A 24,632-nucleotide genomic window follows, 5' to 3' on the forward strand; every position below is an offset into this window, starting at 1 on the left:
GTCTTTACTCGGAGGGCGATTCTATCAGGATTGCCATAAAGTTTATCCGCGTGAGTTAAAAAAAACGGATTTATTTTGTAAATGGGCTTGGAACCGAGCACATTGACCCCCATGTATCGAACATCAAGCGGTGTTTATGTTTTACCTAGGTAAAATCAGTTAGCATCGTTACTTATTTTAAAAGCCTGCAGATAAGTTAGGCACAAATACAATTGGAGCATCCATCGATGAACATTCGTCCATTACATGATCGTGTCATAGTTAAGCGTTCAGAAGTTGAATCAAAGTCAGCGGGTGGCATCGTGCTAACTGGTAGCGCTGCTGAGCAGTCAAGCCGTGGTGAAGTTCTTGCTGTAGGCAACGGACGTATTCTTGAGAATGGTTCTGTTCAGCCACTTGACGTTAAAGTTGGCGACATCGTTATCTTCAACGAAGGTTACGGCGTGAAGAAAGAAAAGATTGATGGTGAAGAAGTACTGATCCTTTCTGAATCAGATCTAATGGCTGTAGTGGGTTAACTCACTCCGTTTAGACATTTTCCAATACTGGTGTGTGACCGCGCTAATCGCCAATAACGCATCAGTCATTTCAAAAGAATTTAAAGGACATTAAACATGGCAGCTAAAGAAGTATTATTTGGTAATGACGCTCGCGTAAAAATGCTTGCAGGCGTTAACATTCTAGCCAACGCAGTTAAAGTAACTCTAGGCCCAAAAGGTCGTAACGTAGTACTAGACAAGAGCTTTGGTGCTCCGCTTATCACTAAAGATGGCGTGTCAGTAGCGAAAGAGATCGAGCTAGAAGATAAGTTCGAAAACATGGGCGCACAAATGGTGAAAGAAGTTGCTTCTAAAGCCAATGACGCAGCCGGTGATGGTACTACTACTGCAACAGTACTTGCGCAAGCAATTGTTATCGAAGGCCTAAAAGCCGTTGCAGCGGGCATGAACCCAATGGATCTTAAGCGCGGTATCGACAAAGCCGTTGTTGCTGCTGTTGCCGAGCTTAAAAATCTATCTCAAGAGTGTTCTGATACTAAAGCTATTGCTCAAGTAGGTACAATCTCTGCTAACTCTGACGAGTCTATCGGTGAAATCATCGCTACTGCGATGGAGCGCGTGGGTAAAGAAGGCGTTATCACAGTTGAAGAAGGTCAAGCACTAGAAAACGAGCTAGACGTAGTAGAAGGTATGCAGTTCGACCGCGGTTACCTATCTCCATACTTCATCAACAAGCCTGAAACTGGCAGTGTTGAGCTAGAAAGCCCATTCATTCTGCTTGTAGACAAAAAAGTGTCTAACATTCGTGAATTGCTACCTATCCTTGAAGGTCTAGCTAAAACAGGTAAGCCACTGCTTATCGTTGCTGAAGACGTTGAAGGTGAAGCACTAGCAACACTAGTGGTAAACAACATGCGCGGCATCGTTAAAGTGGCAGCGGTTAAGGCGCCAGGCTTTGGTGATCGTCGTAAGGCAATGCTACAAGACATCGCTATCCTAACTGGCGGTAATGTTATTGCTGAAGAGATTGGTCTAGAGCTTGAAAAAGCGACTCTAGAAGATCTAGGTACAGCTAAGCGTGTAATCATCACTAAAGATGACACTACTATCATCGACGGTAACGGCGAAGAAACTCAGATCAAAGCACGTGTTGCCCAGATCAAGATCCAAGCTGAAGAATCAACTTCAGACTACGACAAAGAAAAACTTCAAGAGCGTATGGCTAAACTTGCTGGCGGCGTAGCCGTAATCAAGGTTGGCGCAGCGACTGAAATCGAAATGAAAGAGAAAAAGTTACGCGTAGAAGACGCACTACACGCAACTCGCGCAGCGGTTGAAGAAGGTGTGGTTGCTGGTGGTGGTGTTGCACTAGTACGCGTAGCAAGCAAAATCGGCGAAGTTGAAGTTATCAACGAAGACCAAAAGCACGGTGTGATCATCGCACTACGTGCTATGGAAGCGCCACTACGTCAAATCGCAGCTAACGCGGGTGAAGAAGGTTCAGTTGTTGCTAACAACGTTAAGAACGGCACTGGTAACTACGGTTACAACGCAGGTAACGACACTTATGGTGACATGCTAGAGATGGGTATTCTTGACCCAACTAAAGTAACGCGTAGCGCACTACAGTTCGCAGCATCTGTTGCTGGTCTAATGATCACAACTGAGTGTATGGTAGCTGAAGTTAAAGACGATGCAGCTGATATGGGCGGCATGGGCGGTATGGGTGGTATGGGCGGTATGGGTGGCATGATGTAATTTTTGCTTTTTTGCTGGTCTAAATCGGTGATTACGGCGTTGCTGCTCGCTCGCGTAAGAAAACTACGCGTCGCTCACAGCGCCTTGTACTAACACGATTTATCCAGCGCAAAATTAGCAAAAATACTCTGCTGGTCTATAGCTCAAAAGCTTAAAGCCAAAAAAGCTCCGGTATCTAACGATATCGGAGCTTTTTGTTTTTAGGCGAGCGAGTGTTTGCGTTACTTTGCCACTCTTAATTGTTAAGAGCTGAAAGCTAAACGTCGTGGCAAGAAGTCTTGCTCTAGAACGATTTTTCCTGCGTTAGATTTTTACTGGTCTAAATAGTTTATAGCGGCGTTACTTTGCTGCTCGTGTAGAAAAACACTACACGTCGCAGCAAAAAGCCTTGCTCTAAAACGATTTATCCTACGTAAAACAGCTCTGTTGGTCTTAGCCTAAAAGCTTAAAGCCACTTCTTGTAGAAGATTAGAAAAAGCCCCGATACCTAACGGTATCGGGGCTTTTTGTTTTTACTTGGTTTAACCACTACAAATTTGTTAAATCTTGATTACTAGTCAACTATGTATTGTTCAAATTGTACTCTCAATGTAGTGTCATCAATTATCATCCACCTTATAAAAGCTGAAAACTCTTGCTCAACACGTAAATAATGTATGATCTTTTGTTTAGCATTCTCTTTTTCGGGAGGTAGACTATCATCTTCAGTAAAAATAATTATTTCTCTCATGACTTTTACTAGGACAGAGAATAGTTTTTTACGCAACATTTTACGCGTTATTTTTCTATTTCCTGTTGAGTCATCATTGAATACTCTGTTAATTAATTCTACTGTTTGTATAATACTCTGGCTTTCTTCAAATTCTTCATTTCTTGATATCTCAACATAGCTGTCTGGTGTAGTTGGGAATTTATGACGAATCATTCTAAAAACATCACTATTCGAATCTGCAGGATCAACTAAATGATTGTAATCGGCATTCTTAAAATTTGAATTACATCTATGACAAGAGAAGTAAAGGTTTTCCCAGTCTGTTCGGTTATTAATGTTTGCATCAAAATGTTCTATAGCACAGGCTTGAGGCTCTTTTACTTCACAGATATAACATTTTGAGTGAAACATTAAGTTCAATGCTTCTAAAATATCTGGACGATTATAGCTCCTTCTTCCATCTAATATTGACTGAGGTGCAGGATTGGTTCTGATTACATTAAACATATCTGCGAACCCTCAAAGTTGCTTAGCTTTATTATAAGCTGCTACTAATTGGACTTGGGCTTCGTCATCTAAGAGTTCTTTGTTTTTTAATAACTCGTTAATGTTGGTTATGTTTTCTTTTATGAAATTATCGTCATCCAGATTGTTTAAAATATTTTCTAAATAGATGGAATAATTTGGGACGTCTAAAATGGCATCTAATATCACGTCTGTACTATATGTTCTTAAGTCATCATCAACTAGAGTTCTAGTTGACAAGTCATAAACTACGGATTCATTTTCAGAGGAAATTACAAATGGAGAGTGAGTTGATACTATAAATTGAATTCTTGGGAAAAGCTCACTAAAAAAAGGTAATACTTTTCTTTGTAATGAAGGGTGTAAATGGGCATCTATCTCATCAATAACTACAAAACCATTGATATTTTCAGGACTATATTCTGATACCTCGACTGTCATCAATAGTTCAGTGAATACCTTTAATATAGATGAGTACCCTGCAGATAAGTCTCTAAAAGAAAACGCCATTTTATTATCTTGGTAAATACTGTAATTTAATGTTTCATCGTCAAAAAATATATTGGTAGACTGATCGTCTAACAATACTTTTAATTGGTTTACAAATATTTCTTTCCATGCTTCTAACTCTTTAGTTACAGAAAAATCTTTTCTTCTTTCTCTTAGTGCACTTTTTACTTCCCAGTTTGCTAAAAAACGCTCAATCAAAGCCCCCGCATTACTTTTGCCACGGTTTCTAAATAGTTTACTTACCTGGTTTTTAATGTTGTTTGTTTCTTGTTCAAGTGATGTGATATTCTGAACTGGTTGAAACCCAGATTGCCTTGAAGCATCAAAAAACATGAGTAGTGAAATTTCATTTTCACTTTCATTATATGAAACAACAGTCTCTTTTGTTGTTGAATCTTTTACAATATCTTTGTGGCTCCTTAACGCTAGTAATTGAGCATGGTAATTCTGTTCTTTTAGCCTTGTTTCATTATTCCAACTTTCAATTGTTTGCTCCCATAGAGCTATTTCTTTTTCAAATTGATTGATATTTTGTTGTGCTTGTGAGTTTTCATTGATTATTTTAATTACGTTTTCTTTGTGAAGTTGTTTTCTTAGTCTTTCTATTTCAACTTTTCTCGACGTAATATTGTTGCGGAGTGACTTAATATTGTTGATTTGGTTTGTCTTTAGTTTTTCATAACTAGTAATTAAATTGTTTTTTTTAACTGAAAACTGAGGTGATTTTAGTAATACTTCAAATATTGATTCAAGAAGTTGTGTTTTTCCACAACCATTTTTTCCTGTGATTATTAGATTCTTTCCATTTAAATCAATATTAATCTGTTTTTCCGTAAATGGGATGATGCCTTGTATGTTCTTAATTCTCACAATTAAAATCCTTATAAACACCGTAATTAAATTATGGTTAAAGAAAAGTGGGAGCAGAGTAAACTTTCTCTGCTTCCCTAAACCACCCGCTGTCCACAACCGCACTCATTGCAGTTCAAGGTGTAGGTTTCTTGTCGTTTTTGAACTCTTGTATTCTTGCTGCTGCACTGTGGGCAGGCTTGTTTCATCGGCGTGTTTTTAGTGCACTGATTACAACTGATGTAATAGCCAAACTTGCCATACATTGGCGTGTAATTCGTTGATTCTCCGCAATGTTTGCAGCGCAAAACTAGCTGTATTGCTTGGCTGTTTTCGGTAGGTGCGGGTTGAGCTGGCTCTGCAATAGCTTGTTGCGCTGGCTTTGTGATAGCGGCTGACTCCGTTGGTGCGCTTGTAAGTGGAGTTGTCGCTGGTGGCACTGTATTTTCGCTTGTGGCAACTTTACTTGTTTCTGTGCTTGCTTTTGTGGCAGTCGCTTTAGGTGCGATATGTTGCTTGATAAGAAACGAGGCGACAGATTCAAGTTCTTGTTGGTTGAAGTCTGGGCGGGTATCGCTGAAGTTTATTGCTCGCTTGAAGCTGCTTTTTAGGTTCATCACCTTGTCGAGTTTCTCTACCAGAAACTCAGTTTTTATAAGCTTGTCTGATACCGCTTTGGGCATAGATTCTCTATCGATAATGGCATTACTCGATACCGCGCATAGATGTGCCCAGCATCGGCCTTTGAAGCCTTGCTGCTTAAAGCCGAGTAACTTGCCTAGTATGTCACTACGATGATGCATTAATAATTCGAGCAACAAGGCTTGCTGTAGTTCAACTTGTTTGATTGGCGAGGGCATGCCTTGCCACTTATCAGTCTTACCTTGATTAGTACTTAGGCTGCGCGTCCATTCCTGTTGCTGATTGACCTTTACCTGTCCTCTGATGCTCTTCGACTCAACCAAGATAAAACCGTAGCTATATACAATGAGGTGGTCTATCTGGGCGACTTCGTCATTAAAGCGGAACTTGAAGTCGTTGATCACTAATACCTGCGGGTGATCTTTATAGGCGCGGCGCAGAAAGAACGCCACATTTTGTTCTTGTTGCTGGCCTGCAATCGCTTGGGCTGATTGCGCATTTTGTGGGGATTTAGTTTTAAGGATCATTTATCGATAGCGTCCGTTCTACTGCTTAGCGAGCTGCAGTTGATAATTATTAATTGGGTGGTAATGTTTTATTCGGCGATCTAAACATCACCAGCTGCAATGTTGTCTTTCGCAAGGAACACCATCACCGTCGCCGTCCATTTTGGTGCCGGGGCAGTTTTTATTATAAAACTTGGCCTCATCGCAAGAGCGCATCTGACTGCAGTGGATTTTGCCTGATTCGCAGATAAATTGTGGCTGGCTGCTAAGGGAGCGTGTTGGCTTTGCGGGTAAGTTCCACCGCATGTTCTCAACATCATCGTTGGTTAGCACTATGGTTTCATTCATCTGCTGATACTTGCTGTAACCCACAGCTGCGAGCGCAATAATGAGTGGGATAGCGAGCTTAGCCAAAAAGCTGGATTTAATTGGACCTTGGTTGCTGTGAGTAGAGCTGTTTCGACGATGCTTGTTGGTAGCGCTATTCGCAACAACTGCCACGCCTTCAATATTGGCTTTGCTGGCCTTGAGCTTGCCATCGGGTTGGCGCTCGGTAACAAACATGATTTGATCACCAACCATGGGTTTACGAGCCATATGTTTTAATGCCGATATATGAATAAATACGTCGTGGGTATTGGCGGCATCAGGCTGGATAAAGCCGAACCCTTTGTCTTGGTTCCAACGTACAAGCTTGCCTCTTTCCATGAGCATTTTGTGTTACTTCCTTTAAATTCACATCAAGTTCAGTTGCTTACAGGGATATTACCTGAGCTTTAGCTTGTCTGCCTTAATAATAATCAAATGACTAATTATAAACGGAGATAAATAGGTATGTTTTAATAAACACATGCCCCATTGTTAATGCCATTTTGCGTGAGTCTTGTTGAAAGATTATTAATGTGTGGCAATGGCTTTTGGGATTACAATAGCGGCGCAAGACAAGGTTGGACTAAATAGTCACTTATGCTCATATTCTTAGCTAGTTTGGGTATCGATACATAAGCTTGTTAATTTTTAGGGCATAGTTAAACTCATGGCCCTTTTTTTTGAGATATACATTAGTGAGGGTTTAGCGTGTCTAAACAAGATTATTACAGCGTGCTAGGTGTTGCAAAGGCCTCCTCAAATCAAGAGATAAAAAAAGCCTATAAAAAGTTGGCGATGAAGTACCATCCTGATAAAAACCCTGATGATGCTACAGCAGAAGTAAAATTTAAAAATGCGAAAGAAGCGTATGAAGTACTGACCGACACAGATAAGCGTCGCAAATATGATCAATTTGGTCATGCCGGACTTGAAAACAATGGCCAAGGTGGGCGTAGTTACAGTCAAGACGGATTTAACGACATGTTTGGTGGCTTTGATTTTGAAGGTATGTTTTCTCAATCAAGAGGCGGACAAAGTCGAGCTCAAAAAGGCCAAGATAAAGAGTTTGTGTTCACTGTAGACTTTGTTGATGCCGTGCAAGGTGTTGAGAAAGTCGTTGAATTACCGGTTAATGGCGAAACTAAAAAGATAAAGGTTAAGATCCCTGCTGGTATTAAAGACGGTGAAAAAATACGTTTTACTGGCAAAGGTAGTGCTGGTCTGCATGGTGGGGCCGCTGGCGATCTATTGCTGACCATAGCAACCCGCGAACATGCGTTTCTTGCACGCGAAAACAACGATCTAATTTATACCGCTGGCGTCGATATGGTGATGGCGGCATTGGGTGGAGAGCTTGACGTTAACGTATTGGATAAGCGTTTTAAGCTTAAAGTACCTGCAGGGACTCAACCGGGGCGTAAGTTCAAGATAAAGGGTAAAGGTGTTACCGATCGTAAGGGAGCTATCGGTGATTTGTTTGTGCAAATTAAAGTTGAAATCCCGCAGGATCTAACGGAACAGCAGCGTTCATTACTTGAACAATTTAAAGCGTTAACGGAAGTGAATACTCTTTAAATTGGCTGAGCCATATTTAATCAGCTCATCAACCTAAATATCAGCATATAAAAACCCCCTACTTATCGCTAAGTAGGGGGTTTAGTTTAATCACAATTTTTAAGCTAACTTGGTTTAAAGGCGCTTATTTTACTGAGCTTTAGCCGTAAATAAGTGGTCAGAGTAAACTTTCTCTATCCCTCAAAATCACCCGCCGGCCACCACCACACTCTTGGTAGGTTAGGGGGATATCTTTTTGTTTTTCTTCACTCGGGTACTCTTGCTTTGGCTCTATTATCGAGAAAGTGGGCAGGCTTGTTTCATCGGCGTGTTCGTAGCGTATATCTAGCAGCATACTTTCTTTGTCTGTAATTTAGCCTTTTGCCACATAAATGATTCATTTTGAATCTCAGTAGCCTCTCAACCTGATAATTCTCGTGCCTTTAACAAATAGTGAACCCTTTTGAATAGTACAAAGTGGGGCTAATGGTTAGCAGTGTTGGGCTGGGGGGCTCTAAATATAAGATCTTTATATAAGGTCCTTGGCTCGGGAGCTTGCAGCTTGGCGCTGCGAGTAATTGGGAAATATCCTTATAGTGCGTCATACTCTTTAGGTTAGGCTTTAATCTTAATTTAGGACTCAGTAATGGCTAAGTTATTATCATCACAAATACATGATGTTGTTATGAAATTCATCCCTAAATCCATTCAAGAAAATATTTTCATTAAATCTCTTCTTGCCGGTGCGACGGCAATTGGTATTTTACTATCGGTGCCAGCCTTTGCCCCTATTGGTACGGTTGGTGCTACGGGGTGGATTATTGTGTATGCGGTTACTGGAGGCACCTTCTCGTATGAAGCGATATCTAAAGCTTGGGAAGCTTGGAAGCATAAGTCTGAAAGTGAAAGAAAAGAAGCCGATGACAAACTTAAGAAGCTCAAAAAGTTGCTTGATGACGCAATGATTACCGAAGAAGAGTACAAGGAGCGGGCGAAAGCATTAATTGACGATCTCATTGACTAAAAACAGTTGTGGCAGCTCCATTCCTCGCAGCCATCGACTGGCATAACCTTGAGTGAATTCACCAAGCATATTTGCTTGGAGCGCATTATTTAATAGGAGGATTGTTAATATTACCCTTATAACTGTGTCGTTCGACGGGCTTTCATGTGGATGCGGCGGTATATTAAATACTTGATATTGCTTTTAAATTGAATTAATCCACTACTTACTAATATTCGCTGCTACTTTTCTATTACTTATCTCGATTTTATTCCTACTTTCGTATGTGTTAAAATATCGCCCCTTTTACGGCCTCAACCTTTACAAAGTCGTTATAAGTCTTTGCAATAGCCGAGGAAAATTCACCGTTCAGCTTAAAATTTGCCGTACTAAATACAGTGCTGGTGCTTATATTTAATGGCTGACGACGACAAAAGCGAATACTCAATGTCGAATTTGACACAATCTGTTGACCGTAAATCAACAGATGAAAATTACCTTGCTGCTCATCCACCTGAACGAGGCGATGCATCAACCACGGTAAACGCCTTTGCCAGCCCTGTACTCTGGTTAAGTGGCGGATTTCTCGTTCTCTTCGTACTGCTTGCGGTTTTCGATACCCCAGCCCTATCCAACGTTATTCAAGTTGGCTTTTCAAAAGTGACTCAATGGTTTGGCCCATTTTGGCAAGTTCTGCTGCTGGCTAACTTTGTTATTGGTCTTTACTTAGCGTTTGCTAGAACAGGCGATGTCACGCTCGGCAATCTCAAAAAACCAGAAATGGATACCTTCAAATGGTTGGCCATTATTCTGTGTACCTTATTAGCAGGTGGGGGGGTATTTTGGGCGGCTGCAGAGCCTATCGCTCACTTCGTCTCCTCGCCGCCATTTTACGGTGAAGCACAAGGTCGCACCTTGGCGATCAATGCCTTATCACAATCTTTCTTGCATTGGGGCTTTCTTGCATGGGCGATACTCGGCACCTTAGCGGCGATCGTGTTGATGCACTTGCACTACGACAAAGGCCTGCCATTGCAGCCTCGCACTTTGTTGTATCCCATTTTTGGCGACAGAGCGCTTAATGGCTGGATTGGTACCTTAACCGATACCTTCTGTATTATTGCTGTGGCCGCAGGCACTATTGGTCCAATCGGCTTCCTTGGTCTGCAAATCAGCTACGCGCTCAATGCATTGTTTGGTGTGCAAGATACCTTAATGACCCAAAGCTTAGTGGTAGTGTTTGCCATCGCCATGTATACCTTGTCGGCATTAAGTGGTTTAAGTCGCGGTATTCAGCTGATTAGCCGCTACAACATTTTGCTTTCTGCTGCACTAATCATCTTCATCCTCTTATTTGGCCCTACCAGCTTTATTGTTGATGGCTATATGCAAGGCGTGGCCAGAATGGTCAATAACTTCGTGCCGATGGCGCTCTTTAGGGGCGATGCTGATTGGCTAAGTTGGTGGACGGTGTTTTTCTGGGGCTGGTTTATTGGCTATGGGCCGATGATGGCTATCTTTATAGCGCGTATTTCTCGTGGCCGTACCATTCGCCAATTGATCCTTTCAATATCGATTATTGCACCACTGATCACCTGTTTCTGGTTTAGTGTTGTTGGCGGTTCTGGCTTGGCGTTTGAATTGGCAAACCCTGGTGTGATCTCTGCAGCATTTGAAGGGTTTAATTTGCCGGGCGTGTTGCTGGCTATTACCTCTCAACTACCCATGCCTACACTGATTGCGATACTGTTTTTGATCTTAACCACCACATTCATCGTTACCACGGGTGATTCGATGACTTATACCATTAGTGTTGTCGTGACCGGCTCCACGGAGCCTAGCGGCGCCATGCGCGCGTTTTGGGGGATCTTAATGGGTGTTGTCGCTATCGCTTTGATTGCGATGGGCTCTGGTGGTATTTCGGCCTTACAATCATTTATTGTTATCACCGCCGTTCCGGTGTCATTTGTGTTATTACCTTCTCTGTGGCAAGCACCTAAAATAGCCAAAGCGATGGCGGAACAGCAGTTCGGTAAAGGCTCGCTCAATCAACAACAAGTAAAGCAATCTGGATAGGTACACATTATTGCTTTAAGTGAGCCTGCGCATAGCAGGCGCTGCGGATAAAATGCTGAGTGTACATCTTGTACTTTAAAGCCCCGGTACTTAACTGTGTCGGGGCTTTTTATTTGTAATGTTTATACCCAAACGACTTGAACATGCTCATTTCAGAGGCCTTGCGCGAGTTCAATTCTAGGCGTATTAGCGTAGGAATGGTAACTCCCTTTTAAGCTAGTGCAACAACGAAGTGGGCTTGCGCAAAGCCTTCTTCGATGGGGTTTAATGCACTTTCTGCTGCGTTATTGATCTTGCTAAGGCAACAACCATTAACTGCAATCAACGCCTTGCTTAAAGCGCATTAAATTCCCACTGAACCCTGCATCTTCAGGTGGCTTGGGTATATAACCTAGCTTAGGTGCAAATTACCGCAGATGCTGCGCTGCAGCTTACATCTCTTCAGTGACAGTGCACATGCCTGTGAATGCCTTCTTGTCGTTGACTTGCACTATCGCAAGCAGTTCGTGGTTGGCTAATGGGTATTGGGTATAATAAATATAGGTTGGCGTTTCACTGATATCTTGACCGTTCACACCGTCTATTCGATAAATATTATCTAATATGGGCGATTTACAGCTGCCGTCAATCTCCACTAAGAATTGGTTTGAGCGCATGATCAAGATATTGTTCATGGTGACATCATCGCCACCTTGTACTTTACAGATGAGGTCTCCAGCTTGCGCCACGCCACTCAATGCTGCGACGCTGATGGTTGAACCTATCAAAAGTTTGTTTATTATATTCATACTATCTTGCCTTATTAATTTGTTAACAGTCGGCACTCTGCAAAGAAAGTCGTGATGTACAGTTAGATTGAGTGCCTAACTTAGTTACTGACTTAAGCAGCTATCTTAAACACTTAAGTTAAGTGCTCGCTTAAGTATTTAATAGCAATAATAGTTCCTAGTATTGTGCTGTCAATTTGAGGTTGTGAGCTGCAAAGCTTAGGAATGGGTTTCAAAATTTCAATATTAAAGGCAATCACGCTTTAAGGCTTAAATCGAATACTTAGCCACCACTAAGTTTATTTATTTCCTATAACTAGGTATCTTGTTGATTAGCAATGAATGCTAATAACCCATTCACTACTTAAAATTAGTTAACGTGTTGATGTAAAAGGAACGATATCACTATGGCTGTAATCTCAGAAATCAACAAGATGGTAATCAACCCGGACGCGCACATTCAGGTGCTGCAGTTAGCAGACTCTGAGCATTTGATTTGGGTTATTGATGACTTTATTGCAGATTTTGAGTCTTTGGTCGATTACAGCAATACCAAAGCATATTTCAACCCGCAGGGTACCGACGGAACACTGTTTCCAGGTGTACGTGATGAAATGCCCGCTAGCTATTATCAATCTTTATCAGCTCTACTAGAATTGTTGGCGCTGCAACCTCAAGGTGAGTGTTTTAAGCAACACCAGATTGCTAAATGCTGGCTATCTAAAGTCACTTTGACTCCGCAGCAATTAACCTCAAAGCAAAAGATGCCGCACTTTGACTCTCTGGCTGATCACTCTATGGCGGCGGTCCATTACCTCAATGATAACCAGTTGGGTGGCACAAACTTTTATCGCTATAAGCATAGCGAAAAATTAAATCTCTCATTTGATGATAAAGAGATGATTTTGGACATGGTGGAGAAGGTGGAGCAATCAGCTGCTGCGCGTTCGGGCTATATTAATGAGTCTGACGAACTGTTTGAAAAGGTGTTTTCTGTTGAGGCTAAACCTAATCGCTTAGTGATCTATTCTGGCAATATTCTCCATAGCGCAAATATCACAGACCAGGTCGAGTTTGATAAAAAAGCGCTTAATAATCGAACCTCAGTAAACTCATTTTTTAACGTCAGCGCGTAGAGCTTCTACCTCTTGCCTAAACCTAGTTTGCTTAGATAAAACTACTTCTGCTTGAGCCAGTTTAACTTCGCTAGATATTGCTGCTGGTTTTGCGGCAACTCGGCATACTCTAAAGCGAGCTTGATAGAGTTTTTGGCCGACACGTTTTGGCCTAACGCATATTGTGCTTTTGCTAAGTCAAAATAGGCTTTGTGGTAATACGGAGTGTTCTTTAAAAACTTACGGAGATAAATTTCCGCACTTTTAAAGTCGTCATTGGCAAGTGCATCTTGCCCTATCAGGTACCAGTCATAAGGCGAAGAGTCTTGTAGGCTCAACAGCTGTTGTTTTACATTCCTTGCTTGTTCAGTATACCCCTGTTTTGAAAGCAGATAATGATAATTGCTGAGTAAGCTTATTTTTGAGTCAGACACCGCGAGCCCATAACGATAAAGTGCATCAGATGTTACTACATCTCCCTTACGGCGATGTACAATCGCCATCATATTGATCAAGGGAGCATATTTATCATCATATTTAATTCCCTCGCTTAATAAGCTATAGGCTAAATCAAGATCACTATCGAGTAAGGCGTCTGCCGCGAGGTTCCGATAAAGCATCGCTATAAATTAACTGTTATTGGCAATTTTACCGACGCGATCATAACGACCGGGGAAATAGTCCAGTATTAGGTAGTTTCTAGTCGAAAAATAAAAGCCCTTATTTTCTTTTTCGCTGTCACTCTTTTCATAAAGAAAAGTGCGTACATGATTCGATGTTACGGCGAAATCAGCGGTAATATCTAACAGTAGTGGCTCGGTATGCATAACTTGAAATACAGTCTCTACACCAAGCTCTTTTGCTACGGCGTAACTCAGTAAAGCTAATGACATGCAATTTCCACCCACCTTATCCATGGCATTTCTGGCTGAATAGTTAGCACCTTGGTAATTAAAATTAACTAACTTTTTAGATAGATATTCTGATACCTGCTTATGTCTGGGAAGCATGGCGATATCTTTTTGACTCACGAATTGATGAATGTCATCAACTTGTATTTTTGTCAGTGACACCAGATCTTCATATGTTGGGACGCTATGGCCCGATACGGTAAAAAGCTGATGATTGGTTTGTGGCAAGTCAGGCAGTTTTTGCGAATGCTGTGGCGGAACACTTGAGCAAGCAGATAGAAAGTATAATATTGCTACAGTGAAAATCCATCTCATGGTACAGCTCCATTGTTTTTGGTATCGACAGTAACTGGCTATTGCGCTAGGTCAATTTAACACCACTATAGCCATTATTGGCGATATAAACGACAGCTATCGTTCCTGTGGGGGCTTTTAGGCGAAACAAACCCCTCTAGGTTGAGCCATTACATGGGTTAAGGCTTGTAAGGCATGGCTATTTTATGCGAAAGCAAACGGTTCGCTGCGGCTTGTTGTATCATCACAGGCCAAAATAATGCGCTTTAGTTACAGCACTATTTACAATCATAAACTCAGATTTCAGGTCTTTCCTATGCGTATATTATTGACTATTTTAGTCGCAAACCTTGCTCTGGCAGGTTACGGTAGCCAGCAACAAACTCAGTCAGCAGCAAAGATATTTGACCCTTGGTGTGAATATGCCGTGGCGGGGCAGGCTGATGTTGTGTCACCCGAATGCATCGAAAATGCTGCTAAGGGGGACGTAGATGCTGCGACTAACCTAGGATATTTGTACGCCAAGGGAATGCTAGTAAAGGCCGACATTAACCGCGCAATGGCTCTTTATCGGGTGGCGGCGGAGCAAGGCTCACTGGGGGCGCAGTATTCTTTGGCTGAGTTGTATCGAGGCGGGGCATCAAGTCGCGCAAAGCCGCAATTGGCACGCTATTGGTACGAACAAGTGGCGAATCAAAGCCACTCTTTACAATATCAGCAACAGAGTCAGCAACAGCCTAGATATCAAGCCGAGGCGCAGTTTATGCTGGGTCTGATGAATATAGAGGGCAATGGTGGCGATAAAAATCTCACTATTGCAGAGCGTTGGCTCAAGCTAAGTAGCGGCAATGGCCACAGCGAAGCGCCATTTGTGCTTGGTAATCTCTATCTGGATGAATACGCTAATCCACAGCAAGCTGTCGATTGGTATCGACTCAGTGCTGAACGTGGTTATATTCTTGCTATGCATCAGCTCGGTATGGTTTATATCGAGGGCAGGTTGGGAGCAGTCGATACGTTAAAAGCGAAACAATGGTTATGGCAAGCGGCGACCCATGGCTCACCAGAGGCGCAAGTCGATTTGGCGACTCTGGAGTATAACGGTATTAATGGCGAGTCTGATTTAGTACAGGTTTATGTCTGGTTAGATGCGGCGAGCTTTCAAGGTAACGATCTTGCTAAGCAGCGGCTTAAACAGATGATGGCTAAACTCAATGAGCAGCAATTACAGCAAGCACAGATTAACAGTCAACGCTGTATTGCGAGTCAGTTTCAAAACTGTAAGGTTAATCAGTCATTGTAGTAAAATAGCCGGCTTACCAAGCAGCGCATGAAACCCAGATTTTTCCCTGCAAAGCTATCTGCAAATTTTAAGATCCGCCTCAGGTTAGTTGATTACAATGGGTGACTTTATTTTGTATTTCAATCGTTAAAAGAAGGATTTGTACCTTGGATACACACAAAACAAACTCGACTCGTCGTAAGCCTTGGATTGCTTTGGGGGTAATCGCTTCCATAGTGGTATTGTTTGCTCTGCTAGTTATGGTGATGCCTAAAGGTTTTAAAGCCACTCATGAAGAGATTGGCACAGGTAAACCTGCGATTGTGTTTGTCTATGATAATGGTCTTGCAATGAGCAATAGCCAGACTGAGCAAATGAATGAAGCGCGTGATTATCTTGGTGATAAAGCGTACTTTCTTATTGCGACAACAGGCACGCCTGAGGGCGACGTGCTGATTGCTAAGCACCGCGCTGATTCTGCGGAACTGTTATTATTTGATGCATCAGGTAAGCTAATTAAAAGGCAATACGGACTAAAAACTGCTGGTGAATTGGTGCAGTGGGTACAATTATAAAAATATAAAACCATCCACGGTTTACGCTAAATGGCATCGACAGTGGATGGTTTGTTTGTTTTACGGCTGAGGCTCTTAAGTGCTAGTTAGCCGTAGACACAAAGGTAAGCGGTTTGCGTCGCTACCTTGACTTGAAACTTTGCATCACCGATAACAGCAAACTGTTCACCAGGGTTAAAGGTTTGCCACTGAGTTTGGCCTGGAAGCATTACCGTTAACGCGCCTGAAATAACGTGCATAACTTCTGGCGCCGCAGTACCAAACTCATAGTCGCCAACTTCCATAACACCAACAGATGCAGGTTTGTCTGCCCCATCAAAAGAAATAGACTTAACCTGACCTTCAAAATATTCATTTACAGCTAGCATTATTATTCCTTGTGATAAGAGTATTGAGCATGGCTAAATCAACTGAGTTTTAAGCCTATGCAATAACCGCCGGATATTATCACCAAATATAAAATGTGGCTGTGTTTTTCGATGAAATATAAATGCATAAATTGGGTAGTCATTAGATTGATAGCGTCGGTTTATTTACGGCTATCACGCTTCAGGTTATGACCAGTCTAACTAGGCGAAGGGGGGGGGATGATTCACATGAGGGATAGAACAGCCATAATCCGTTATGGCTGTTTATTGCGCTTTAGTCTTCACTAAATTCCGCTTCAATCTTATCCATTTCTTGTTGCTCTTTTAGCTCAAGCTGCTGCTTAGCTTTAGTCTTGGCTTCTTCTAGCACTTCAGCCTGTCTTTCTTTAAGGCTATATCTTTCTGCTTTAGTCAGAAACTTGAAGGCCTTTTTATTGGCAAGTGCATAAGCAACAACATCTTCGCCATTGACCCGACGCTCATCCACTCGTTGGGCAAAACGTGCGTTGTCTCGGGCTTTACGTTCTTCAGCATTTAGCTTTTTCATATCTTGTTTCCCCATAAGTTAATCACGGTAGGCTCACTACTTTCAGTTACACAAATGAGAGTTGCTGCACATTCATAAAGCTGATCGGCTATTTTAGCATAATATGGCTTAATAGCCCCATGCTATCGGTGTTTGATCAAGGTTTAGGCTATGAGTCGTTAAGGGAATAGGCTGAGTGTTTGTTAGCTTGTGACTACAGCTTATCGTCATTGCTGAGGAGGTTTTTGTTTAGCATACAGGCCCGTTAACTCGGAGTGAGTTTTCCTCTGTTATATTTGGGAGGGCGATAGCCTTAAGTGTTTACGGGTTGAAGTTTGAGGTGTCATTTTATCAGGCGTAGCGAAAATCTTGTTTTTATTTCAGGTTGTTGATTTGTTGCTATCCTGTTGTAGAATGATTTATTCAAGGATTGAATAACAGAGTTAGGGTGCTATGGGCGGCTTGGATAAGATTAGTAATAAACGATTTACCATTCGTGTTACTGTGGTCGGGATCTTTATCTTAGCGACTGTTTTAACCGCTGTTATTGCGATTAGCTTGCAATATTATTTTAGTAAAAGCATGGCCACAGATGCTGCCGTTAAGCTCTATAATCATACCGCTAAAAATACCAGCAGCTACCTTACCCAAATCGATAACCGCGCGATAAATACGACTCACTTACTTTCAAATTTTGACCAGCCAGTAATCGATGGCGCTTTTGATCCTGAAGTTAGGCAGGCATTTGCTGATGTGATGCAAATGAACTCACTGTTTTATGGCATTTATGTGGGCATGGCCAACGGCGATTTCTATGAGCTGATCAATTTAGATGCCCATCCGATAATTAGACAGCAGCTTAATGCATCCCATTTAGATCGTTGGGTGATTATTAGTATCAGCGGTGAAGGTGAATTACGGCAAAAAGAACAATCCTATCTAGATGAACAGTTTACTGTGCGTGTCACCCATACAGAGCCCAGTGAATATGACGCCAGAGTCAGGCCTTGGTTTGTTGATGCCCACAGCGGCGGCGTTTCTAAAACTGAGCCTTATCTGTTTCAGCACCTGCAATCACCGGGGCAAACCTACTCGATAAAACTTGCGGACTCAGGAATCGTGCTGGCTTTAGATATCGCACTTTCTTCGCTTTCAGATTATCTGGTTATGCAGGGGGAAGATGAAAAAGGGGTTAATGACAAAAAAATCTACCTCTATAAGCAAAGTGGAGAGTTGATTGCATCGAACCAGGTGCCAAAAACGGGTGTCGAAATACCTAAGTCTAACGAGTTGCTGTTGACCGCAAAACAGCGGGCGTTGGTAGAAAATACCGAACCATTATTGGTCTCAAATGAAACCGACTGGGCACCTATCGACTTTGCCATATCTGGTATGCCTCAAGGCTATAGTGTCGATCTGTTAAATCTAGTTGCCGAGATGACCGGCTTAGAGCTGCGTTATATCAATGGTTTTAGCTGGAGTGAGCTGACTGAAAGTTATAAAGCCCACGAGCTAGACATGCTGCACTCTGTGATTAAAACCGATGAAACGCGTTTATTGGGTAAGTTTAGTGAGCCGTTTCTTGAGCTTCCTTATGCGCTAGTGACCCTGCCAGATACACCTGAGATCACCCACATCGAGCAACTTAATGGTAAGCAGGTTGCGATACCGACTGGTTGGTCGATTATTGAGGTGATTAGGAAAAATTATCCGCAGATAGAGATAGTTGAGATGGCTTCAACCTATGCCATATTACATGCGGTTGAGCAGGGTGAGGTGTTTGCAGCACTCGATAACAGCATTATATTGCATTACACGGCGAAGCAGTTTTTTGTTGAGCAAATCCAATATCATCAGCAGCTAGACTTCTCACCGATAAAACTCAATACCGGTTTGCATATTGTGATGCCGACTGACAGAGCTAACATTATTGAAGTCATTAACCTCGCACTGGCTAATATCACCCCGGCTCAAAACAAAGCATTGCGGGCTAAGTGGTTTGGTGAAGGAGTAAAACAGACTTTATTGACCCAAGGTACAGTGCCTTTTGAAGCGCTTATTGAATTGGCCCATGACCCTAAAAACCAAAAAAACTTAATTCGTCGCGAGTTAAATGGGGTGACGGAATTTGTCTATGTGACGCCTTTTGGTGATAGCTCATCTGGCAGTGAAGAGCCTTCAGCTGGGAATAAGGAGCCTTCAGCTGCGAATAAGGAGTCTTCAGCGGGAAATCAAGAGTATTTCGCAATTGTGGTGCCTAGGGAGCAGTTGCTTGCGATAAGTGTTGAAAAAGTAATGCATTCTATTTTGCTAACGAGTGTATGTTTATTGATTATCTTGCCGGTATCTTGGCTATTCTCATCACCCATTATTCGCCCGATAAAATTACTGGCTATCGAAAATGACAAGATTAAAAATCGTCGATATGATGAGGTGAAAAGGGTCGAGTCCAACATCACAGAGCTAGATGAATTAGCGCACTCTATGATGGATATGTCGTCAGCGATTAAGACGCACGAAGATAATCAAAAGGAGTTGATGGAGTCCTTTATCAGACTTATCGCGCAAGCAATCGATGATAAATCGCCTTACACTGCAGGGCACTGTAACCGCGTACCTGAGCTTGGCTTTATGTTGGCTAAGGCTGCAGAAAACTCTGAATTGCCGCCTTTTAAAGACTTTAAATTTAACTCAGATGATGAACTGCGTGAGTTTAGAATTGCCGCATGGCTACACGATTGCGGCAAGATCACCACCCCTGAATATATCGTCGACAAGGGCACTAAGCTTGAGGCGGTTTATAACCGTATTCATGAGGTTAGGATGCGTTTTGAGGTACTGTGGCGTGATGCCGAAATTGACTATTTAAAGCAGACCCTTTTAGGTAAAGACTTAGGTAAAGACTTAGATAAACAGCCTAGTGAGCAGTCGGCGCTGACAACTAATGAATTAACGAGTGAGTTTGAACAGAAGCGCAAGCAATTGTTAGAAGATTTTGAGTTTATCGCCAATGCCAATGTAGGCGGTGAATTTATGGAGCAAGAGGCGAAAGATCGCCTCGCACAACTTGCTAAAATCAGCTGGCAGCGTCACTTTGACGATAGGCTAGGGCTCTCTCCTGTTGAGGAACTTAATCTTAGTGAGCGAGAGGGCGAGGACGTTTATCCCGTCACAGAGCCGTTATTAAGGGATAAACCTGAACATATTATCAAGCGGATCAACAAGGTAGAGTTTGACCCTAAGTTTGGTATTAAGATGGCGATCCCTGAATATCAATATAATTTAGGCGAGCTGTATAATCTTTCAATCTCACGCGGTACCTTGACTGCAGAAGACAGGTTTAAGATTAATGAGCATGTTACCAGTACTATTAAGATGTTAGAGAACCTGCCGTTCCCACCCGAGCTTGCACGAGTGCCGCGCTACGCCTCGACTCACCACGAAACCTTAAAAGGCACGGGCTACCCACGTAAACTCAGCGCTGCCGACTTATCGATTCCTGAGCGGATCTTAGTGGTGGCCGATATATTCGAAGCGCTAACCGCTGCCGATAGACCCTATAAAAAAGCTAAACCTCTTAGCGTTGCTATTGATATTTTGCATAAGATGGCACTCGATGAGCATCTTGATATGGATATCTTTAAACTGTTCCTCTCAAGTGGGATCTACCTAGAGTACGCAAATAAATTCCTCTCACCAGCACAGATAAATGAGGTCGATATGGCCAAGTATCTACAGCCAGAGCCGATCACTAAAAGCGCCTAAACCCGCTATTACGGCCTCGGCAGCCAGGCTCTACTTTTGTGAGAGTTTGGCTGTTTTTATCACGAAATAGAAAAGTGACCTCCAATTCAGTGCTGACCAATCCTTAAGCAAAAAAAGTCATTGTTGAATGTGGCTGTAGTGGTAGAATGCGCGCTCGGCGAATCGCGACCAGAGTCATCACGTTTCTTTCACAGCATATCGCCTATAAACGTCTATTTTCTTCACTATTAATTCGAGTATTTATGAAACGGATTTTGCTGTTAACCCTGCTGGCCTTATCTCATCAAGCTGTCGCTGTAGAACCTTTATTTGAAACGCCTAAAGATATGGAGCCGACTTGGGTCGACGATATCTTGTCTGTGTTTGGTGCTGACGGTGATTTTGATCAGAGTAAGCCTATCGATATGAGCTACTTGCCTACGGCCTATTACACGCCTGAGAAGAAGTTTGGTGTGGGTTTGCTGATGGTGGGCTTATATAAAACAGACGGCGCATCGAGTGATGAGCAGCCATCATCCTTAGTACTAAACTCATTTGTGTCGATGAACAACTCTTATGGTGTTGAAGTTGAAAATATGACCTTTTTCAACGGTGGTAAGCAGCGTTTACAGCTGGGGCTAGAGCTACATAACGAAGCGGCTGTTTATTATGGACAGGGTATCGAACAAGGTAATATCGACGCTAATCACCATGAGTTTGAAGAGCAAGTTTATAGTTTTAAACCACGCTGGATGACGGAAATTACCGATAACTACTTTCTAGGTGTGGGCGCAGATTTCACTTACGCCAGTGCTGAAAAATTAGAGCTGGTCGAAACAGAGATGCCAGTAGATTCAGATACACTTCTGCCAAATAATTTTAGCTCGGGAGTGGTGGTAACCAGTATCTATGATTCGCGTGATTACCGCTTAAATGCCACTAAAGGTTGGTTATTCCAAATCGATGCCGGTCTGTATCAAAACAGCGAATATTCGACGTTCTCGACTTACAATCTTGAGTTAGCAAATTATATCGACTTGAGCTCAACCTCTTTGCTGAGTTCGGCGCCAGGTCTTATCGCTTGGCAGGTACAGGGGCATTTTACCAATGGCGATGTGCCTTGGAACATGTTGCCAGACCTCGGTGGCTCAGGAGCGATGCGTGGCTATATCAAAGGCCGTTACCGCGACGAGCAGATGATGATGGGCCAAGTTGAATACCGTTTACCTATTTTTCAGCGTTATGGCATGGTGTTTTGGGGTGGAGTCGGTAGCGTAGCATCAAAGGTGAGCGATCTTAATGAAGAGTTAATGACTTCATACGGCACTGGTTTCCGCTTTAAAATCAAAGGCAATATTAATTTACGCCTAGATATTGGTGTGGGCGAGAACGAAACTAACTTCTACCTTAATGTGAACGAAGTCTTTTAATCATGAGTCGTAATCTTGCCATCATGATAAGCCTGTACGGACTCTTTGGTGTCGCTAGCACTAATGTTTTTGCTAGTGATGCAGCAGCAAAAGACGCAGTAATGGCCGCAGAGCCTAAGCAGTGTAGCCGTAACGCTAAATACGATATTTACGTCAGTGGCATCCATACAGGCACGATGGATCGTACGGAGAATTGGCAAGGCCAAACCGCGCAGGTGATTACTAAAAGTGAGGCCAGTATTCTAGGTATTGGTACTCAATACCATCAAACTGCAACGCTTGCTTGGTCGAACCTAACCCGTCAGTGGCTTACCAGCCAGTTTCATCAAAAAGTGACCGGGTTTCGCGCCCGAGATATGCGGGCCAGCTTTAGCGCTAATGGCCTGAGCTCTCAGGTGGATATTGATGGTGATATCGAGCGTTACGACTCTACTGATATTCCGCTCCGCGATGTCGATACCTTGGCCATTCAGATGCGTGAGTTTTTGCTACAAGGGCGACAACAATTTCGCTTAATCAGGCAGGCATCCGATGCAATAGAGCCGTATCAATATTATGTACAAGAACCGCTGACAACAAATATTGCCCCTTGGGGTGAGTTAAGCGTCATTCCGGTTAAGCAAACGGGCAGCGAAGAGGTGACTTATTACTTTGCACCTTCTATGGATTATCAATTGGTTAAAGCCCGCTATCACGGCATTATATTACGTGGCCTTATTGAGCTTAATCACTACAGCTCTACTTGCGATAAGTCCTAAGGTTGACGCTTCATTTTTGCGTTTATAGCTAAATAACAAGCACTCTTTTTAGAGTGCTTTTTATTTATGTGCTTTTTATTTAAGTGTGTTGCAGCAAGGATAAAAGGCCATAGCTTAATTGCACAGGCCTTTCTATTCTTGCAGGTGTTAGCTTAGAGCATCACCAGATAAGCGATAAAAATAATCGATAAAACATAGATAATCGGATGCACTTCACGGCCTTTACCTGCAACTACCATGGAGAACGCATAGCTGATAAAGCCCATCGCCATGCCGTTGGCTGGTGAGAAGCTTAAAATCGTGAACATGATGGTAAAGAAGGCTGCAATGCATGATGGCTTATGATCCCAATTAATTTTGCCTAAACGTCCCACCATGTAAATACCGACAACAATCATCGCAGGGGCAACAATTGCGGTTGAGAACATTGAAAATACCGGATAACAGAAGAGTGCCAATAGGAATAAACACGCAGTAGCAACCGCAGCTAGCCCCGTCTTCGCCCCTTGAGCCGAGGCGATGCCTGACTCTGAAAAAGCGGTAATGGAAGTGGTGCCTAATACACTGCCAATGACGGTGCCGCCAGCATCAGCCACTAATGCGGCGCGAGCGTTAGGTACTTTACCGTCTTTATCGATAATACCTGCATCTTTACCCACACCGACAATGGTCGATAAACCATCGAAGAAATCAACGATAAAAAAGATGATCACGATAAACAGCAGATCAAATAACTTGTCAGCGGTTAGAAACTCAAAATTAAACACCTTACCAAAGCTGGGCTCTATGCTTGGTGGTGCGCTAAACCAGGTTTCGGGGATCGGCGCGTACTGAGTACCGAGCACGGCATCACTGATGAGAGTGAGCGCAATCGAGGCGATAAAGGCGATAAAAGTGGCCAGCTTGATGTTTCTCACCATACAACCTACCGCGACAAAAAGGCTGATAAAGGCTATTGCAACTTGAGGCTGAGTAATGTCTCCCATACTGACGAGCACGGCTGGGTGGGCGACAATAATGCCTGCATTTTTTAAGCCGAGAAAAGCGATAAATAATCCCAATGAAACCGTGATTGCGAGCTTAAGATCTTCTGGGATCGACTCGATCATCTGTTTGCGGATCTTAGTCATGGAAAAGATCAGATAGACGATGCCGGACAGAAAAATACCGAACAGGGCTTCGTGCCAAATTAGCCCAACTGAGCTCGACGCTAACATGCCCTTAAAGAAGCTATTCATGCTCATGCCAGGCGCTAACATGACTGGGTAGTTACCGAAAAAACCCATTATCAAGGTGGCTAACGCGGCAGCTAAGGCGGTGGCGGTAAAGATCGCGCCTTTATCCATTCCCTCTATGCTGCCCAAGATCGCCGGATTCACCGCCAAAATATAACTCATGGCTAAAAAGGTGATAAAACCGGCGTAGAGCTCGGTGCCAACATTGGCATTGCGCTTTGAAAGTTGGAACGTCGATTCCATAAAACGGGACTGCCCCGTACGTAGAAGTAAGCTAGAGATCGCCACAGTGATGCCTTATTTTATTGATGCGTTATTAATGCGTTCTTCATACATGAGGCTCTATGCAGCGCTCACGTATTCTTCTTACATTAGAAATTCAATAAATTTATTGGCAGATACCACTGGGCTGCCAAGTGTTTGGCAACGGACGGTGATTGGGCTGTAGTCACAAGATTAGGTCTTGTGGTAGAGACTTCTGGACCAAATTTCCAGCGATATACAGCACAATAAATTGTTGGCGCGGATTGTACGCAGCTGCTGGTGGGGCGCAAGCAAGACGGGGGGAAATGTGCAATAGATCATGCTTTTTTGCAAAAACAGCTATAACAATAAGAGCGATA

22 protein-coding genes and 1 riboswitch are annotated in these 24,632 nt (G+C 42.8%); of the genes, 11 read left to right on the top strand and 11 right to left on the bottom strand.

Going from position 1 to position 24,632, the window contains the following annotated elements:
* The first annotated feature begins 227 nt into the window (after window positions 1-227).
* Window positions 228-518, top strand: coding sequence for a co-chaperone GroES (locus ACVBIL_RS04195; protein WP_447165737.1), 291 nt, complete (start codon window positions 228-230; stop codon window positions 516-518).
* A 96-nt stretch (window positions 519-614) separates the two neighbouring features.
* Window positions 615-2,258 (top strand): chaperonin GroEL, encoded by a 1,644-nt coding sequence (gene groL, locus ACVBIL_RS04200; RefSeq protein WP_447165738.1) that lies wholly within the window; start codon window positions 615-617, stop codon window positions 2,256-2,258.
* Window positions 2,259-2,811: 553 nt separating this feature from the next.
* Here groL and ACVBIL_RS04205 read toward each other — a convergent pair.
* The 4 genes from ACVBIL_RS04205 to ACVBIL_RS04220 form a co-directional block, all read right to left on the bottom strand.
* Window positions 2,812-3,477, bottom strand: coding sequence for a hypothetical protein (locus tag ACVBIL_RS04205; protein ID WP_447165739.1), 666 nt, complete (start codon window positions 3,475-3,477; stop codon window positions 2,812-2,814).
* Window positions 3,478-3,489: 12 nt separating this feature from the next.
* On the bottom strand, window positions 3,490-4,875 hold the full coding sequence (locus tag ACVBIL_RS04210; protein ID WP_447165740.1) for an AAA family ATPase: 1,386 nt from the start codon (window positions 4,873-4,875) through the stop codon (window positions 3,490-3,492).
* A 77-nt stretch (window positions 4,876-4,952) separates the two neighbouring features.
* Window positions 4,953-6,023 carry an NERD domain-containing protein gene (locus ACVBIL_RS04215; RefSeq protein ID WP_447165741.1) on the bottom strand — a complete coding sequence of 357 codons (1,071 nt, stop codon included), beginning with the start codon at window positions 6,021-6,023 and terminating at the stop codon, window positions 4,953-4,955.
* Window positions 6,024-6,110: 87 nt separating this feature from the next.
* Entirely contained in the window at window positions 6,111-6,716 is a 606-nt protein-coding gene (locus ACVBIL_RS04220) for an excalibur calcium-binding domain-containing protein (RefSeq protein WP_447165742.1), read from the bottom strand.
* Window positions 6,717-7,079: 363 nt separating this feature from the next.
* Between ACVBIL_RS04220 and ACVBIL_RS04225 the strand changes: the two genes are divergently transcribed.
* Window positions 7,080-7,946: a DnaJ C-terminal domain-containing protein gene (locus tag ACVBIL_RS04225; RefSeq protein WP_447165743.1), complete on the top strand. Its 867-nt coding sequence runs from the start codon at window positions 7,080-7,082 to the stop codon at window positions 7,944-7,946.
* 157 nt (window positions 7,947-8,103) lie between these two features.
* On the opposite strand, the gene ACVBIL_RS04230 is transcribed toward ACVBIL_RS04225, so the two are convergent.
* Window positions 8,104-8,280, bottom strand: coding sequence for a hypothetical protein (locus ACVBIL_RS04230; RefSeq protein WP_447165744.1), 177 nt, complete (start codon window positions 8,278-8,280; stop codon window positions 8,104-8,106).
* 291 nt (window positions 8,281-8,571) lie between these two features.
* Between ACVBIL_RS04230 and ACVBIL_RS04235 the strand changes: the two genes are divergently transcribed.
* Together ACVBIL_RS04235 and ACVBIL_RS04240 are read left to right on the top strand one after the other, a co-directional pair.
* Window positions 8,572-8,949: a hypothetical protein gene (locus tag ACVBIL_RS04235; RefSeq protein WP_447165745.1), complete on the top strand. Its 378-nt coding sequence runs from the start codon at window positions 8,572-8,574 to the stop codon at window positions 8,947-8,949.
* Window positions 8,950-9,375: 426 nt separating this feature from the next.
* Window positions 9,376-11,004 carry a BCCT family transporter gene (locus tag ACVBIL_RS04240; RefSeq protein WP_447165746.1) on the top strand — a complete coding sequence of 543 codons (1,629 nt, stop codon included), beginning with the start codon at window positions 9,376-9,378 and terminating at the stop codon, window positions 11,002-11,004.
* A gap of 431 nt (window positions 11,005-11,435) precedes the next feature.
* On the opposite strand, the gene ACVBIL_RS04245 is transcribed toward ACVBIL_RS04240, so the two are convergent.
* A complete protein-coding gene (locus tag ACVBIL_RS04245; protein ID WP_447165747.1) occupies window positions 11,436-11,792 on the bottom strand; it encodes a hypothetical protein in 357 nt (118 codons plus the stop codon).
* A 386-nt stretch (window positions 11,793-12,178) separates the two neighbouring features.
* Here ACVBIL_RS04245 and ACVBIL_RS04250 point away from each other — a divergent pair, with 386 nt between their 5' ends.
* Window positions 12,179-12,907, top strand: a complete 729-nt coding sequence (locus tag ACVBIL_RS04250; RefSeq protein WP_447165748.1) for a DUF6445 family protein — start codon at window positions 12,179-12,181, stop codon at window positions 12,905-12,907.
* A 41-nt stretch (window positions 12,908-12,948) separates the two neighbouring features.
* Here ACVBIL_RS04250 and ACVBIL_RS04255 read toward each other — a convergent pair whose 3' ends face one another.
* Both ACVBIL_RS04255 and ACVBIL_RS04260 read right to left on the bottom strand, forming a co-directional pair.
* The gene (locus ACVBIL_RS04255; protein ID WP_447165749.1) at window positions 12,949-13,506 is read right to left on the bottom strand and encodes a hypothetical protein; all 558 of its coding nucleotides are present in this window, start codon (window positions 13,504-13,506) and stop codon (window positions 12,949-12,951) included.
* A 9-nt stretch (window positions 13,507-13,515) separates the two neighbouring features.
* Window positions 13,516-14,112, bottom strand: coding sequence for a hypothetical protein (locus ACVBIL_RS04260; protein ID WP_447165750.1), 597 nt, complete (start codon window positions 14,110-14,112; stop codon window positions 13,516-13,518).
* A gap of 295 nt (window positions 14,113-14,407) precedes the next feature.
* On the opposite strand from ACVBIL_RS04260, the gene ACVBIL_RS04265 reads away from it, so the two are divergent.
* Window positions 14,408-15,394, top strand: a complete 987-nt coding sequence (locus tag ACVBIL_RS04265; RefSeq protein ID WP_447165751.1) for a tetratricopeptide repeat protein — start codon at window positions 14,408-14,410, stop codon at window positions 15,392-15,394.
* A 146-nt stretch (window positions 15,395-15,540) separates the two neighbouring features.
* Entirely contained in the window at window positions 15,541-15,948 is a 408-nt protein-coding gene (locus ACVBIL_RS04270) for a hypothetical protein (RefSeq protein ID WP_447165752.1), read from the top strand.
* 86 nt (window positions 15,949-16,034) lie between these two features.
* Here the strand turns inward: ACVBIL_RS04270 and ppnP are convergent, their stop codons facing one another.
* Window positions 16,035-16,316 (bottom strand): pyrimidine/purine nucleoside phosphorylase, encoded by a 282-nt coding sequence (gene ppnP / locus ACVBIL_RS04275; protein WP_447165753.1) that lies wholly within the window; start codon window positions 16,314-16,316, stop codon window positions 16,035-16,037.
* A gap of 274 nt (window positions 16,317-16,590) precedes the next feature.
* A complete protein-coding gene (locus ACVBIL_RS04280) occupies window positions 16,591-16,863 on the bottom strand; it encodes a DNA polymerase III subunit epsilon (RefSeq protein WP_447165754.1) in 273 nt (90 codons plus the stop codon).
* Window positions 16,864-17,295: 432 nt separating this feature from the next.
* Between ACVBIL_RS04280 and ACVBIL_RS04285 the strand changes: the two genes are divergently transcribed.
* From ACVBIL_RS04285 to ACVBIL_RS04295, 3 genes are all read left to right on the top strand, one after another.
* Window positions 17,296-20,607, top strand: coding sequence for an HD domain-containing phosphohydrolase (locus tag ACVBIL_RS04285; protein WP_447165755.1), 3,312 nt, complete (start codon window positions 17,296-17,298; stop codon window positions 20,605-20,607).
* Window positions 20,608-20,849: 242 nt separating this feature from the next.
* Complete coding sequence (locus tag ACVBIL_RS04290) at window positions 20,850-22,016, top strand: BamA/TamA family outer membrane protein (RefSeq protein WP_447165756.1); 1,167 nt, start codon at window positions 20,850-20,852, stop codon at window positions 22,014-22,016.
* A 2-nt stretch (window positions 22,017-22,018) separates the two neighbouring features.
* The gene (locus ACVBIL_RS04295) at window positions 22,019-22,774 is read left to right on the top strand and encodes a hypothetical protein (protein WP_447163253.1); all 756 of its coding nucleotides are present in this window, start codon (window positions 22,019-22,021) and stop codon (window positions 22,772-22,774) included.
* A 152-nt stretch (window positions 22,775-22,926) separates the two neighbouring features.
* On the opposite strand, the gene ACVBIL_RS04300 is transcribed toward ACVBIL_RS04295, so the two are convergent.
* Window positions 22,927-24,297, bottom strand: a complete 1,371-nt coding sequence (locus ACVBIL_RS04300) for an NCS2 family permease (protein ID WP_447165757.1) — start codon at window positions 24,295-24,297, stop codon at window positions 22,927-22,929.
* Window positions 24,298-24,434: 137 nt separating this feature from the next.
* Window positions 24,435-24,534: riboswitch (purine riboswitch) on the bottom strand.
* Window positions 24,535-24,632: the final 98 nt, after the last annotated feature.

It is taken from the genome of Shewanella sp. 125m-7 (genome assembly GCF_052977045.1).